The following is a 14796-nucleotide window of genomic DNA, read 5'->3' as shown; positions in this document are numbered from 1 at the left end:
CCGTGCATTTAGGGTAGATTAACAAATATTATTACCATCTATAATGAGCAAATGCCTTATTAGCTTCTGCCATCTTATGAGTATCTTCTTTCTTCTTAACAGCTGCTCCTGTGTTATTTGAAGCATCAAGAATTTCAGCTGCAAGCCTTTCTCTCATATATCTTTCTCCTCTATTTCTTGCTGCATCAACTAGCCATCTTATACCAAGAGTCTGTCTTCTATCAGCTCTAACTTCTACTGGAACCTGATATGTGGCTCCACCAATTCTTCTTGCTTTAACTTCAAGAAGAGGCATTACATTATTCATAGCTGTTTCAAAAACTTCAAGAGGATCCTTACCTGACTTTTCTCTTATAATATCGAAGGCTTCATAGCAAACCTTCTGAGCTACTCCTTTTTTCCCGTCCCACATAATCTTATTTATAAGTTTAGTAACAACTTTGCTGCCATATATTGGATCAGGAAGAACATCTCTCTTTGGAACATTACCTTTTCTTGGCACTTTACTTCCCTCCTTAACAAAAATTTAAGTTCATCGGTACTCGGCATTAGCCGCAAAGTGCTCTGTTAATGCAAAATCTATTTAACTTAACGTTATTTTCATTGCATTGCACACAGCACCAACTTTTAATTTGCATACAAATATTTGCTATTACTTCTTTGGTCTCTTTGCACCATATTTTGATCTTTGTTGTTTTCTGTTAGCAACACCAGCACAATCAAGTGTACCTCTTATGATATGGTATCTAACACCTGGCAAGTCTTTAACCCTGCCCCCTCTTATAAGAACAACACTATGTTCTTGAAGGTTATGTCCTTCACCTGGAATGTAAGCAGTTACTTCAACACCATTAACAAGTCTAACTCTGGCAATCTTTCTTAAAGCTGAGTTTGGCTTCTTTGGTGTAGTAGTTTTAACAACTGTACATACTCCTCTTTTTTGAGGTGATCCTTTTAACGCTGGTGATTTTGATTTTTCTTCAAGCTTTTGTCTACCATTTCTTACTAACTGATTAATAGTTGGCATATGTGCACCTCCTTCCATATAATGGCAAATATATAAAGCATTAGCTTTATATCATTCCTTTACAACACAAGCTGCTGCTGCCCCAACATTTATACAGCATAGAGATCCTAATTTCTCCATTGTTGGAACATAAGTTATCTCAACATTGTTTTGAACGCAAAGATCAATAAGTGGCTTAACAAGTTTTTCATCAGCATCCTTTGCTATATAAACTATTTTGGCAGAACCACTTTTTACAGCTTTTGTCGTTTGTTTAACTCCAACAACCCTTTTGCCTGGGATCTTCCCTGTCATTGTCCCACCCCTTTACAAAAGGTTTAACATAATTAAAATTATGATGAGTAAAGCCATAAGCTTTACTCTCATAATTACACAAAATGAATTTTAACATTAATAAGCTATAGTGTCAATATAATCATTGTTATTCTTGTATTAAATCTTGAGCACATTCATCATCTTCAGATACTACTCTTATGCTATTATATCTTGTCATTCCAGAACCTGCAGGAACAAGTTTACCAATTATTACATTTTCCTTTAGTCCTACTAAAGGATCTGTCTTTCCTTTTATAGCTGCATCTGTAAGTACCCTTGTAGTTTCTTGGAAAGATGCAGCAGATAGGAAAGAATCTGTTGCAAGGGCTGCCTTTGTTATTCCAAGTAATGCTATTTTTCCAGTTGCCTTTCTTAGTCCAGCCTCTTCTGCTTTCCTGTTTTCTTCATTAAATTCAAATATATCAACTAAGCTGCCTGGCAGAAGATCTGTATCACCTTGGTCTTCAACTTTAACTTTTCTTAGCATCTGCTTTATGATAATCTCAAGATGCTTATCATTTATATCAACACCCTGAAGTCTGTAAACCTTTTGAACTTCAGCAATAAGATATGATCTTACGCCTTCAACACCTTTTATTCTTAGTATATCATGAGGATTAACTGAACCTTCTGTAATAATATCTCCAGCTTCTATCTTTTGACCATCATAAACTTTTAACCTTGATCCATAAGGTATTTGATAAACTTTTTCTTCTCCAGTATCTGTTATGACGCTAACAAGCTTTTTCCTTCTATCCTCTGTAACTTTCACAGTTCCTGCAACTTCACTTATTATTGCAAGTCCCTTAGGCTTTCTTGCTTCAAAAAGCTCTTCAACTCTTGGAAGACCTTGTGTAATATCTGCACCAGCAACTCCACCTGTATGGAATGTTCTCATTGTAAGCTGTGTACCTGGCTCCCCTATTGACTGAGCTGCAATTATTCCTACGGGCTCTCCTATGCTAACTTTTTTGCCTGTTGCCATATCCATTCCATAGCATTTTGAGCATACTCCATATCTTGTTTTACATGTAGATACAGTTCTTATTTTAACTCTTGTAATACCTGCTTTTTCAATTAATGAATATCTATCTTCATCAATGTACTCATTAGCCGCAATAAGTATTTCCCCTGTTTCTGGATGTCTTACATCCTCTGCTGTATATCTTCCAATAAGCCTATCCTTTAGACTTTCAATGACTTCATTTCCTTCTCTTATTTCTTCAACATAAGAACCATCAGTAGTTCCACAATCTTCTTCTCTTACAATGGTATCTTGTGATACGTCAACAAGCCTTCTTGTTAGATAACCTGAATCCGCAGTTCTAAGTGCCGTATCGGCAAGACCTTTTCTTGCTCCATGAGTTGATATAAAGTATTCAAGAACGTTTAACCCTTCACGGAAACTTGCTTTTATTGGAAGCTCTATAATCCTACCTGAAGGATTTGCCATAAGACCTCTCATACCACAAAGCTGTCTTATCTGATTTTTTGAACCACGGGCACCCGAATGAGCCATCATAAATATAGGATTAAATCTATCAAGGTTATCCATTAGAGCATCTGTAACTTTTTCTGTAGTTTTTGTCCATGTGTCTATAACTCTTTCATATCTTTCTTCTTCAGATATGAAACCACGTCTGAACATCCTTTGTATATTATCAATTGCTGCATCAGCTTCTGCAAGAAGCTGTTCCTTTATCTTTGGAATCTCCATATCAGAAACTGAAACAGTAAGGGCACCTATTGTTGAGTAATGGTAGCCTAATGATTTTATTTTATCAAGAGTTATTGCTGTTTGAGTTGGTCCATGCTTCTTATACACTCTTTCAACTATCTTACTCAATTGTTTTTTATCAACAAGGAAGTCTATTTCAAGCTCTAATTCATTTTCAGGATTGCTTCTATCAACAAATCCAAGATCTTGAGGTATTGCTTCATTAAATATTATCTTTCCAACTGTTGTTTTTATAATCTTAGATTTAACTTCACCATTTACTTCTTTTGTTATCTTTACATGAATTTGAGCATGAAGCCCTAATTCCTTAAGCTGATACGCCAATATTGCCTCTTCTGGAGATGAGAAGTATTTTCCTTCTCCTATCTCTCCTTCTTTAACACTTGTTAAGTAGTAGGACCCAAGAACCATATCCTGTGTTGGAACAGTAACTGGCTTTCCATCGGAAGGCTTTAATATGTTGTGAGCTGCAAGCATTAAAAATCTTGCTTCGGCTTGAGCTTCAACTGAAAGAGGAACATGGACTGCCATCTGGTCTCCATCAAAGTCAGCATTATAGGCAGTACATACAAGAGGATGAAGCTTAATAGCCCTTCCTTCAACAAGAACAGGCTGGAAAGCTTGAATACCAAGTCTATGAAGAGTAGGAGCACGGTTTAAAAGTACTGGATGGTCTTGTATTACTTCTTCAAGTATATCCCATACTTGATTGTTTATCCTTTCAACCATCCTCTTTGCATTTTTTATATTATGAGCTATACCTTTATCAACAAGTCTTTTCATTACAAAAGGCTTAAAAAGCTCAAGGGCCATTTCCTTTGGAAGACCGCATTGATACATCTTAAGTTCTGGTCCAACTACTATAACTGAACGTCCTGAGTAATCAACACGCTTTCCAAGGAGATTCTGACGGAATCTTCCCTGTTACCTTTAAGCATATCTGAAAGTGACTTTAAAGGCCTATTACCTGGTCCTGTAACTGGTCTTCCACGTCTTCCATTGTCTATAAGAGCATCTACTGCCTCCTGAAGCATTCTTTTTTCATTTCTAACGATTATATCTGGGGCTCCAAGATCAAGTAGCCTTTTTAATCTGTTGTTTCTATTTATAACTCTTCTATACAAATCATTAAGATCAGAAGTTGCAAACCTTCCTCCATCAAGCTGAACCATTGGTCTTAAATCTGGAGGTATAACAGGTATAACATCAAGAATCATCCACTCTGGTCTATTTCCTGACTTTCTAAAAGCTTCAACAACCTCAAGCCTTCTTATTGTTCTAACCTTCTTCTGCCCTGTACTATTCTCAAGTTCATTGCGAAGCTCCTTTGAAAGTTTTTCAAGATCAATTTCCTGTAGAAGCTCTTTTATAGCTTCTGCACCCATTCCAGCTTTAAAGGAATCATAACCATATTTATCAACAGCTTCTCTATATTCCTTATCACTTAAAAGCTGCTTTTTAATAAGGCCTGTTTCCTTAGGATCAATTACAACATAGGCTGCAAAATATAATACTTTCTCAAGAGCTCTTGGGGACATATCAAGAATTAGTCCCATTCTTGACGGTATCCCCTTAAAGTACCATATATGGGAAACAGGGGCTGCAAGTTCAATATGCCCCATTCTCTCACGTCTTACTTTCGATTTTGTGACTTCAACACCACATCTGTCACAAACAATACCCTTATATCTTACTCTTTTATATTTACCACAATGGCATTCCCAGTCCTTTATAGGACCAAATATCCTTTCACAGAAAAGGCCATCTTTTTCTGGTTTTAAGGTCCTATAATTTATAGTTTCAGGTTTTTTAACCTCTCCTTTTGACCATTCTCTAATTTTTTCAGGAGAAGCAAGCCCAATTTGAATTGAATCAAAATTATTTAGTTCAAACAAGGAGACATCCTCCCTTCATAATTTATTCTTTATCATCAAAATCATCAAACTCTTCCAATCCCTCTTCAAAATCCGGTTCTACATCCATATCAGCGAGGTCTTCGATATTAATTTCTTCTTCCTCATCCTCTAATATATCGTCATACTGTTCAATTTCTTCTGCTTCAGGAACAGTTGGAAGTGGTAACATATCCCTTCCTTCCATAGTTGCCTCTATATCATCAAGATCATCCTCAATATCTTCTTTAATCATTATTTCCTTCTTATCATCAGTTAAAACTTTTACATCAAGGCAGAGGGACTGAAGCTCTTTAATAAGCACCTTAAAGGATTCTGGAACTCCAGGCTCTGGAATATTTTCACCTTTAACAATAGCCTCATAAGTTTTAACACGTCCTACAACATCATCAGACTTAACTGTTAATATCTCTTGAAGAGTATAAGCTGCACCATAAGCTTCAATTGCCCAAACTTCCATTTCTCCAAACCTTTGACCTCCAAATTGTGCTTTACCACCAAGAGGCTGCTGGGTTACAAGGGAGTATGGACCTGTAGATCTTGCATGTATCTTATCGTCAACAAGATGTGCAAGTTTTAATATATACATATATCCAACAGTAACTCTATTATCAAAAGCTTCACCAGTTCTTCCATCAAAGAGAAGCATCTTACCATCTGGTTCTACTCCTGCCATCTTTAAACATTCTTGTATATCATCCTCTGTTGCGCCATCAAATACAGGTGTTGCAACATGCCATCCAAGCCTGCTTGCAGCAAGACCAAGATGTACCTCTAAAACCTGACCTATATTCATACGTGACGGAACACCAAGAGGATTTAAAACTATCTGAAGAGGTCTTCCATCTGGCATGAAAGGCATATCTTCAACTGGAAGCACTCTTGAGATAACACCCTTATTTCCATGACGACCTGCCATCTTATCTCCTACAGATATTTTTCTTTTTTGAGCAATATAAACTCTTACAAGTTCATTAACCCCTGGAGGCAATTCATCGCCATTTTCTCTTGTAAATATCTTAACATCAACTATTATTCCTGCTTCTCCATGAGGAACTCTAAGAGATGTATCTCTAACTTCCCTTGCTTTTTCTCCAAATATCGCTCTTAAAAGCCTTTCTTCAGCAGTAAGCTCAGTTTCTCCTTTAGGAGTAACCTTACCGACAAGTATATCTCCTGCCCTAACTTCTGCACCTATCCTTATAATACCTCTTTCATCAAGATCTCTAAGTGCATCTTCACCAACATTAGGAATATCTCTCGTTATCTCTTCTGGACCAAGCTTTGTGTCTCTTGCTTCACATTCATATTCTTCTATATGAATAGATGTAAACACATCGTCCATCACAAGCTGCTCTGATATTAAAATAGCATCCTCGTAATTATAACCTTCCCAAGTCATAAAACCTATTAATATGTTTCTACCAAGTGCAATTTCTCCTTGGTCAATTGATGGACCATCAGCTATTATGTCTCCCTTTTTAACTCTATCTCCTTCATTTACAATAGGTCTTTGATTAATACAAGTTCCTTGGTTTGAACGTTTAAACTTTAAAAGTTTATAAGTATCTATTCTACCATCTTCATCTCGTCTTATCTGTATTATATCTCCAGCAACTTTTACAACTGTACCATCATTTTTTGCAATTGGAATTATACCTGAATCCTTTGCAGCCTTATGCTCTATACCTGTTCCAACTATTGGAGCTTCAGGTTTTATAAGAGGAACAGCCTGACGCTGCATGTTTGAACCCATTAAAGCACGGTTAGCATCATCATTTTCAAGGAATGGAATCATAGCAGTTGCAACAGAAACTATTTGTTTTGATGATACATCCATAAGGTCAACTTCTTCTGGTGAAACAACAACTATTTCTTCCTTTGCTCTTGCTGTAACTCTTTTATCAATAAACTTTCCGTTTTCATCAACAGGTTCATTTGCCTGTGCAATAATATATTGATCTTCTTCATCTGCAGTAAGATATAATACTTTATCTGTAACAATTCCATTTTTCTTATCAACTACTCTGTAAGGTGCCTCAATAAATCCGTATTCATTTACCTTTGCATAAGTTGCAAGGGAGTTTATAAGACCTATATTTGGTCCTTCTGGAGTTTCTATTGGACACATTCTACCATAATGGGATATATGAACGTCTCTAACTTCGAAACCTGCTCTTTCTCTTGAAAGTCCTCCAGGTCCAAGAGCAGACAATCTTCTCTTATGTGTAAGCTCTGATAGTGGATTAGTCTGGTCCATAAACTGGGAGAGCTGCGAACTTCCAAAAAACTCTTTAATTGCAGCCGCAACTGGTCTTATATTAATAAGTGCTTGTGGAGTAGCAACATCGAGATCCTGTATGGTCATTCTCTCTTTAACAACTCTCTCCATTCTTGAAAGACCTATTCTAAATTGATTTTGTAAGAGCTCACCAACAGACCTTAATCTTCTATTTCCAAGATGATCAATATCGTCTACATAGCCAATTCCATAAAACAAGCCCATACAATAACTTATAGATGCATATATATCGTCTTTTATAATATGTTTTGGTATAAGCTGATTTATTCTTTGTCTTATTGCATCTTTAATATCATCTTCATTTGAAAATTCATCAAGAATAGCTTTCAATGTGGGATAATGTACCATTTCTTTTATATTAAGATCAGATAAATCATAAGGTAAACCAAGCTTATGTATATCAACAAAGTTGTTACCTATTACCCTTATATTTTTGCCTTCAACAATAACATCAACAATGTTTATACCGGCATTTTGGATCTTTACTGCAGTATCTCTATCAATTTTTTGTCCTGCTTCAACAAATATTTCCCCTGTAATGGGATTAGCAATAGTATCTGCTGCAATCTGTCCTGCAATTCTATTAGCTAATGCTAATTTTTTATTGAATTTATATCTTCCAACTCTTGACAAATCGTATCTTTTAGGATCAAAAAACAGACCTTCAATAAGGGTTGTAGCACTTTCAACCGTTGGCGGCTCACCCGGTCTTAATCTTTTATATATTTCTAAAAGACCTTCCTCGACGGTTTTTGTATTATCTCTCTCTAAAGTAGCCTTTAAATGATCCTCTTCACCAAAAAACTGAAGGATTTCATAATCAACACCAAAGCCTAATGCCCTTATAAAAACAGTAAGAGGCAATTTTCTTGTTCTATCAATTCTAACATAGATTACATCATTTGAATCCGTTTCATATTCAATCCAAGCCCCTCTATTAGGAATTAAAGTTGATGAATAAAGCTTCTTTCCTGATTTATCAATTGCCTCTGCATAATATGCTCCAGGAGATCTAACAAGCTGGCTAACTATTACTCTCTCTGCTCCATTTATTATAAATGTACCCTGCTCTGTCATAAGAGGGAAGTCACCCATGAAAACTTCTTGTTCCTTAACCTCTCCTGTTTCCTTATTTACAAGTCTTACTTTAACTTTAAGAGGTGCAGCATAAGTTGCATCTCTTTCTTTACATTCTTCTACTGAATATTTTATATTATCATAATCAAGCTTGTAGTCAATAAACTCGAGAATGAGGTTCCCTGTATAATCTGTAATTGGATTAACGTCATCAAAAACTTCTTTAAGACCTTCTTCTAAGAACCATTTGTAGGAATCAAGTTGGACCTCAATAAGATTTGGCATGTCGATTACTTCTTTGATTTTGGAGAAACTCATTCGTTCTCTCCTGCCGACCTTAACAGGATGTACCATTAAATACTCACCCCTCATGCAATGTTAAATGGCGTGAACTACCCCACCTTTAAAGTGTGGTTTCGTGGTCAAGGCAATTAAACTGCCAGTGTCCCCACGCTCAAAGGGCTGTTCCTTCCCCGATTATATACTAATTACATAGCAGTTAATTAGTATCAATGTAATAAAAAGTATAATTTATTGTTAAAAATTACTGTCACCTATCTTTATATTCTTTACATAAACATATCAATATATACAATTTTCATTGGCAAAATATTTTTATAAAACCCCATAATTCATGCATTTTAATATGTTATCACAATGCAAATCCTGTGTCAAGTAATTATTTTATATTATCGTCAATATTCTTTTGTTATTGAAATTTTGTTTATTTTTTCTCATACAAATTAAAACTTAGTTCAAAAAATAAAAACAAGTGCCTCAATGGACACTTGTTTTTATTTGAATTACTTTATTTCTACTGTTGCTCCTACTTCAGTAAGCTTAGCTTTTATAGCTTCAGCATCTTCCTTGCTTACAGCTTCCTTAAGTGTCTTTGGAGCTCCTTCAACTAAGTCCTTAGCTTCCTTGAGTCCAAGTCCAGTTATTTCTCTAACTACCTTAATAACCTTTATCTTGTCGCTACCAGCTGATGCAAGTACTACATCAAATTCTGTCTTTTCTTCTGCTGCTGGAGCTGCTGCTGCACCTGCTGCACCAACAACTGCTACAGGAGCTGCTGCGCTAACTCCAAACTTTTCTTCACATGCTTTAACAAGTTCATTTAATTCTAAAACAGTCATACCTTCTATGGCTTTTAAAATTTCATCTATTGTCATAATTAGCACCTCCAAAATTTTTTAATTATGCATTTGCTTCTTTCTTTTCTTTAATTGCATTAAGCACATAAACAAGATTTGATAATGGAGCTTTGAAGCTTCCAAGTATTTTGGCAATAAGAACTTCTCTTGGTGGAATCTTTGCAAGTTCTTTAACCTGTTGTGTATCAAATATCTGTCCTTGAACAATTCCTGCTTTAAGCTCTATAACTTTGTGATTTTCAGCAAAGTTTGCAAGAACTCTCGCAGGTGCTGTTGGATCATCATAGCTAAAAGCTATTGCTACAGGACCTACTAGATACTTTTCAATTTCTGAATAGCCTGCTTCCTTTGCAGCTCTTAAAGTCAATGTGTTCTTTACAACTTTGTACTCAACACCAGCTTCTCTCATTTTCTTTCTTAACTCAGTATCTTCCTCAACTGTGATGCCGATGTATGATGTCAAAATCGCTGCTTGGGCTTTTTGAAACTTCTCTGTAAGTTCCTTAACCTTCTGCTCTTTTATCTGTAAGTTGCGCACCTTATGCACCTCCTCACCAATATTTGCCGGGCTCAACGCATAACAAAAGACCTCCTGTAGACACAGAAAGGTCTTTTCGATAAAACTATCTAAAACCTCGGTAGGTTGGAATCCCGTTACGCCTTGAGGCACCTACTGTCTACAGTATGCTTTCGATTATATAGTTGTCTTGTTAATTATATCAATGCTAGGTCAATATGTCAATATTATTCAAGAACCTTAGCTGGGTTAATCTTTATCCCTGGTCCCATTGTACTTGACAATACTACACTCTTTATATACTGACCTTTTGCAGCAGCTGGTTTAGCCTTAACTACTGCTTCCATTAAAGTATGGAAGTTTTCTGCAAGCTTATCAACTCCAAAGGATCTTTTGCCAATTGGAACGTGAATTATAGCTGTTTTATCAACTCTGTATTCAACTTTACCAGCCTTTATATCTGATATTGCTTTTGCAATATCAAATGTTACTGTACCAGATTTTGGGTTTGGCATTAAGCCTTTAGGTCCAAGTATCTTACCAAGTCTACCTACTACACCCATCATGTCTGGAGTTGCAACTACTGCATCAAAACCAAACCAATTCTCATTTTGTATTTTTGCAACAAGTTCTTCTGCACCAACAAAATCTGCTCCTGCAGCTTCTGCTTCCTTTGCCTTATCTCCTTTTGCAAATACAAGTACTCTTACCTTTTTACCTGTTCCATGCGGAAGTACTACCGCACCTCTAACTTGTTGATCAGCATGTCTTGGATCAACACCAAGCCTTACAGCTAATTCAATAGTTTCATCAAATTTTGCCTTTGATGTCTGAATTGCAAGTTCTAATGCTTCTTTTGGAGAATATAATGTGTTTTTGTCAATTAGCTTTGCACTTTCAATATAATTCTTTCCTCTTTTCATTTTAAAACCTCCTTGTGGTATTAACGGTTTTTTTACCTCCCACTATCTAAGGGTAAATTATTCAGTAACTTCAATACCCATACTCCTTGCAGTTCCCTTTATCATGCTTATCGCAGCATCAAGTGAACCTGCATTAAGATCTGGCATTTTAAGTTCAGCTATTTCTTTAACCTTTGAAAGTGGAACTTTAGCAACTTTTTGCTTATTAGGTACAGCTGATCCGCTTTCAATCCCAGCAGCCTTCTTTAACAATACAGCAGCTGGAGGTGTTTTTAGTATAAAACTAAAAGATCTGTCCTGATAAACAGTAATCACTACAGGAATTATAAGCCCTGCTTGATTAGCTGTTTTAGCATTGAACTCTTTACAGAATCCCATAATGTTAACACCATGCTGACCAAGTGCTGGACCTACTGGTGGTGCTGGTGTTGCTTTTCCTGCAGGTAACTGTAACTTAACCATACCTACTACTTTCTTAGCCATATTTTGCACCTCCTTTTACTAAATTAAGGCTTATATTTTTTCAATCTGGTTAAAATCAAGTTCTGCAGGAGTTTCCCTGCCAAACATATTAACCAGAGCCTTAATCTTTCTTTTTTCATAGTTAATTTCCAAGATTTGTCCTACAAAGTTTTCAAGTGGACCTGAAGTAATTTTTACATTTTCTCCAACTTCAACATCAATATTTACAAGAGGCTCTTTTATACCCATAAACTCAACTTCTTCGTCAGTTAATGGAACAGGTTTTGAACCAGGCCCTACAAATCCCGTTACACCCCTTGTGTTTCTTACAACATACCATGAATCATCAGTCATTATCATTTTAACAAGAACATATCCTGGAAATTTCTTTCTTTGTACTATCTTTGTTTTATCGTTTTTAGTTTCAACGACTTCTTCCATAGGAACTTGCACATCAAATATAAGGTTCTGCAAGTTTCTATTTTCTATAGTTTTTTCTAAATTAGCTTTTACTTTATTCTCATAACCTGAATAGGTATGAACTACATACCATCTTGCTTTTTCTGCCATAATCCAAGGGACAGATATTGTCCCTCCCTCCTTTTATTTAAGGTAATTCAATATAGTTTTTAAAGCAAGCCCAAAAACTGAATCATAAAGCCAAATTATAAGGATAAATATAGCAAGAGTAACAAAAACAACCTCTGTTGTCTTTTTTACTTCATCCTTAGTTGGCCATGTAATCTTCTTAAATTCTGCTTTAACATCTCTATAAAATTTAACAACTGAACTAACATTTTTGTTCACATTGCTAACATTAGTATTAGCGGACATACTTTCACATCCTTAATTAAATTTATTTTGTTTCTTTATGCAATGTGTGCTTTTTGCAGAATTTACAATACTTTTGAAGTTCTATTCTGTCTGGATCATTCTTTTTATTCTTAGTTGTGTTGTAATTTCTTTGTTTGCATTCTGTACAAGCAAGTGTTATCTTTACTCTCATGTTTAACACCTCCTAATATTGCAGTAATAGAATCTGCAAATATGAACTCAATTCAATCTATCACAAGTATAGCTTATTGTCAACACTAAATTATTTTGTATAATAAGCGAAAAATATACAATTAATTTCTTGTTATATCCAGATTTATCTTACTTTAAAAAGGACCGGGTTTACACCCAGTCCTAACAATTATTTCTACTCAAGAATCTTAGAAACAACGCCAGAACCTACTGTTCTTCCGCCTTCTCTTATAGCGAATCTTAAACCTTCCATCATAGCAACTGGTGTTATAAGTTCAACTTCCATTGTTATGTGGTCTCCAGGCATTACCATCTCTGTTCCTTCTGGAAGCTTTATTGATCCTGTAACGTCTGTTGTTCTGAAGTAGAACTGTGGTCTGTATCCATTGAAGAATGGTGTATGTCTTCCACCTTCTTCTTTCTTTAATACGTATACCTGTCCTTCGAATTTCTTATGTGGATGTATTGAACCTGGTTTTGCTAAAACCTGTCCTCTTTCTATTTCATCCCTTGTTACTCCTCTTAAGAGTGCTCCTATGTTGTCTCCTGCTTCTGCTTGGTCAAGTATCTTTCTGAACATTTCTACTCCTGTTACTACTGTCTTCTTCTTCTCTTCTGTAAGTCCTACTATTTCTACTTCGTCTCCTACCTTTAATACTCCGCTTTCTACTCTTCCTGTTGCAACTGTTCCTCTTCCTGTTATTGTGAATACATCTTCTACTGGCATTAAGAATGGCTTATCCTTTTGTCTTTCTGGTGTTGGAATGTAGCTATCTACTGTGTCCATAAGCTGTAATATCTTTCCACACCATTCACATTCTCTCTTTCCACATCCACATTCAAGTGCCTTTAATGCTGATCCTACTACTATTGGAGTATCATCTCCTGGAAATTCATATTCATTAAGAAGATCTCTTAATTCCATTTCAACAAGTTCTATAAGTTCTGGGTCATCTACCATATCTGCCTTGTTCATGAATACTACTATATATGGTACCCCTACCTGTCTTGCAAGTAGTATGTGCTCTCTTGTCTGTGGCATTGGACCATCTGCTGCACTAACTACAAGTATTGCTCCGTCCATCTGTGCTGCCCCTGTTATCATGTTCTTTACGTAGTCTGCGTGTCCTGGACAGTCAACGTGTGCATAGTGTCTTGTATCTGTTTCGTATTCTACGTGTGCTGTGTTTATTGTTATTCCTCTTTCTCTTTCTTCTGGTGCCTTATCTATTTCGTCATATTTCATTACTTTTGCTTTTCCATAAGTTGATAATACTAATGTTATTGCTGCTGTTAATGTTGTCTTACCATGGTCTACGTGTCCTATTGTCCCTATGTTTACGTGTGGCTTCGTCCTGGTAAAATGCTCCTTTGCCATTTTTATATTCCTCCTTATCTTATCTTTACCTTAAAGTACTTGATATTATTTAAGCGGTATTACACCACTTAATAAACTTATCCCGGCGTTTCATATAAAATAATGGAGCCCATGACCGGGATTGAACCGGTGACCTCCACCTTACCAAGGTGACGCTCTGCCTACTGAGCTACGTGGGCAAAAAAATATTTAAGTACCATCGATTATTTATTCTACACTGCTTAAAGCAATATGTCAATATCCAATTAATTGCAATCTATTCATTTTCTTTTAAGTATTTCTCAAGTTTTCTTTTAACTCTTTGAAGTGCATTATCGATGGACTTTGCATGCCTATCAAGACCACAAGCAATCTCTTGATAGGATTTTCCTTCCAAGTAATAAAATAATACTTCCATTTCTAAGTCGCTTAATATCTCTGTTATCTTTTTTTCTATCTTTATTCTCTCTTCACGGCTTATAATAAGCTCCTCAGGATCTGAAACACCAACAGTTGATAAAACATCCATTAAAGTTCTATCTGACTCTTCATCATATATAGGTTTATTCAAAGATATGTAGCTATTTAAAGGAATATGTTTTTGACGCGTAGCTGTCTTTATTGCTGTAATTATCTGTCTTGTTATACAAAGTTCAGCAAAAGCCCTGAAGGATGTAAGCTTATCAGGTTTAAAATCTCTGATTGCTTTATATAAACCTATCATTCCTTCTTGATATATGTCATCCTTATCTGCTCCTATCAAAAAATAGGACTTTGCTTTAGCCTTAACATAATTCTTATATTTATTTATTAAATATTCTTCTGCTTTAGAATCACCATTCCTTGCATGAATTACAATTTCTTCATCAAGCATAGAAGAATACTCCCAATTAGCTCTATCAACATCAGAGTCGGCTTTCATATAATCCCCCCCAACAGATTTAACCCCGCATTTGTAATTATATATTTTAGCCCTTCTAAA

Annotated in this window: 13 protein-coding genes, 1 tRNA gene, 1 pseudogene and 1 other annotated feature; all 15 genes and pseudogenes read right to left on the bottom strand. The window is 35.8% G+C overall.

The window, feature by feature from the left end; translation table 11 throughout:
* Positions 1 to 31: 31 nt before the first annotated feature.
* Positions 32 to 502, bottom strand: a complete 471-nt coding sequence (rpsG, locus tag FDN13_RS09050; protein WP_138979896.1) for a 30S ribosomal protein S7 — start codon at positions 500 to 502, stop codon at positions 32 to 34.
* A 150-nt stretch (positions 503 to 652) separates the two neighbouring features.
* The gene (gene rpsL, locus FDN13_RS09045) at positions 653 to 1027 is read right to left on the bottom strand and encodes a 30S ribosomal protein S12 (RefSeq protein WP_138979895.1); all 375 of its coding nucleotides are present in this window, start codon (positions 1025 to 1027) and stop codon (positions 653 to 655) included.
* 51 nt (positions 1028 to 1078) lie between these two features.
* Positions 1079 to 1321, bottom strand: coding sequence for a L7Ae/L30e/S12e/Gadd45 family ribosomal protein (locus FDN13_RS09040; RefSeq protein ID WP_138979894.1), 243 nt, complete (start codon positions 1319 to 1321; stop codon positions 1079 to 1081).
* 127 nt (positions 1322 to 1448) lie between these two features.
* Positions 1449 to 4975 (bottom strand): annotated as a pseudogene (gene rpoC / locus FDN13_RS09035) (DNA-directed RNA polymerase subunit beta').
* Between the two features lie 22 nt (positions 4976 to 4997).
* Positions 4998 to 8726: a DNA-directed RNA polymerase subunit beta gene (rpoB, locus tag FDN13_RS09030; protein ID WP_138979893.1), complete on the bottom strand. Its 3729-nt coding sequence runs from the start codon at positions 8724 to 8726 to the stop codon at positions 4998 to 5000.
* 449 nt (positions 8727 to 9175) lie between these two features.
* Positions 9176 to 9547 carry a 50S ribosomal protein L7/L12 gene (rplL, locus tag FDN13_RS09025; RefSeq protein WP_138979892.1) on the bottom strand — a complete coding sequence of 124 codons (372 nt, stop codon included), beginning with the start codon at positions 9545 to 9547 and terminating at the stop codon, positions 9176 to 9178.
* A 25-nt stretch (positions 9548 to 9572) separates the two neighbouring features.
* Positions 9573 to 10067, bottom strand: coding sequence for a 50S ribosomal protein L10 (gene rplJ, locus FDN13_RS09020; RefSeq protein WP_138979891.1), 495 nt, complete (start codon positions 10065 to 10067; stop codon positions 9573 to 9575).
* A 33-nt stretch (positions 10068 to 10100) separates the two neighbouring features.
* Positions 10101 to 10230 (bottom strand) — a sequence feature (ribosomal protein L10 leader region).
* Positions 10231 to 10273: 43 nt separating this feature from the next.
* Positions 10274 to 10969, bottom strand: coding sequence for a 50S ribosomal protein L1 (gene rplA, locus FDN13_RS09015; protein WP_138979890.1), 696 nt, complete (start codon positions 10967 to 10969; stop codon positions 10274 to 10276).
* Positions 10970 to 11026: 57 nt separating this feature from the next.
* Positions 11027 to 11452: a 50S ribosomal protein L11 gene (rplK, locus tag FDN13_RS09010; RefSeq protein ID WP_138979889.1), complete on the bottom strand. Its 426-nt coding sequence runs from the start codon at positions 11450 to 11452 to the stop codon at positions 11027 to 11029.
* A gap of 30 nt (positions 11453 to 11482) precedes the next feature.
* Positions 11483 to 12001: a transcription termination/antitermination protein NusG gene (nusG, locus tag FDN13_RS09005; RefSeq protein WP_138979888.1), complete on the bottom strand. Its 519-nt coding sequence runs from the start codon at positions 11999 to 12001 to the stop codon at positions 11483 to 11485.
* Positions 12002 to 12034: 33 nt separating this feature from the next.
* Entirely contained in the window at positions 12035 to 12265 is a 231-nt protein-coding gene (gene secE / locus FDN13_RS09000; protein WP_138979887.1) for a preprotein translocase subunit SecE, read from the bottom strand.
* 22 nt (positions 12266 to 12287) lie between these two features.
* On the bottom strand, positions 12288 to 12437 hold the full coding sequence (gene rpmG / locus FDN13_RS08995; RefSeq protein WP_138979886.1) for a 50S ribosomal protein L33: 150 nt from the start codon (positions 12435 to 12437) through the stop codon (positions 12288 to 12290).
* Positions 12438 to 12632: 195 nt separating this feature from the next.
* A complete protein-coding gene (gene tuf / locus FDN13_RS08990) occupies positions 12633 to 13835 on the bottom strand; it encodes an elongation factor Tu (RefSeq protein ID WP_138979885.1) in 1203 nt (400 codons plus the stop codon).
* A 103-nt stretch (positions 13836 to 13938) separates the two neighbouring features.
* Positions 13939 to 14014: transfer RNA gene (locus FDN13_RS08985), tRNA-Thr, on the bottom strand.
* A 77-nt stretch (positions 14015 to 14091) separates the two neighbouring features.
* On the bottom strand, positions 14092 to 14736 hold the full coding sequence (sigH, locus tag FDN13_RS08980) for an RNA polymerase sporulation sigma factor SigH (protein WP_138979884.1): 645 nt from the start codon (positions 14734 to 14736) through the stop codon (positions 14092 to 14094).
* Positions 14737 to 14796: the final 60 nt, after the last annotated feature.

The sequence above is a fragment of the Caloramator sp. E03 genome (genome assembly GCF_006016075.1).
GTDB lineage: Bacteria > Bacillota > Clostridia > Clostridiales > Caloramatoraceae > Caloramator_B.
Note: the sequence above shows the minus strand (reverse complement) of the source record. Positions and strands in the feature narration are given on the sequence as shown.

Excerpts from the sequence above, each read along its gene's own strand:
- rpsL (WP_138979895.1), bottom strand. The coding sequence starts at position 1,027 with ATGCCAACTATTAATCAGTTAGTAAGAAATGGTAGACAAAAGCTTGAA.
- FDN13_RS09040 (WP_138979894.1), bottom strand. The coding sequence starts at position 1,321 with ATGACAGGGAAGATCCCAGGCAAAAGGGTTGTTGGAGTTAAACAAACG.
- rpoB (WP_138979893.1), bottom strand. The coding sequence starts at position 8,726 with ATGGTACATCCTGTTAAGGTCGGCAGGAGAGAACGAATGAGTTTCTCC.
- rplL (WP_138979892.1), bottom strand. The coding sequence starts at position 9,547 with ATGACAATAGATGAAATTTTAAAAGCCATAGAAGGTATGACTGTTTTA.
- rplA (WP_138979890.1), bottom strand. The coding sequence starts at position 10,969 with ATGAAAAGAGGAAAGAATTATATTGAAAGTGCAAAGCTAATTGACAAA.
- rplK (WP_138979889.1), bottom strand. The coding sequence starts at position 11,452 with ATGGCTAAGAAAGTAGTAGGTATGGTTAAGTTACAGTTACCTGCAGGA.
- nusG (WP_138979888.1), bottom strand. The coding sequence starts at position 12,001 with ATGGCAGAAAAAGCAAGATGGTATGTAGTTCATACCTATTCAGGTTAT.
- secE (WP_138979887.1), bottom strand. The coding sequence starts at position 12,265 with ATGTCCGCTAATACTAATGTTAGCAATGTGAACAAAAATGTTAGTTCA.
- rpmG (WP_138979886.1), bottom strand. The coding sequence starts at position 12,437 with ATGAGAGTAAAGATAACACTTGCTTGTACAGAATGCAAACAAAGAAAT.
- tuf (WP_138979885.1), bottom strand. The coding sequence starts at position 13,835 with ATGGCAAAGGAGCATTTTACCAGGACGAAGCCACACGTAAACATAGGG.
- sigH (WP_138979884.1), bottom strand. The coding sequence starts at position 14,736 with ATGAAAGCCGACTCTGATGTTGATAGAGCTAATTGGGAGTATTCTTCT.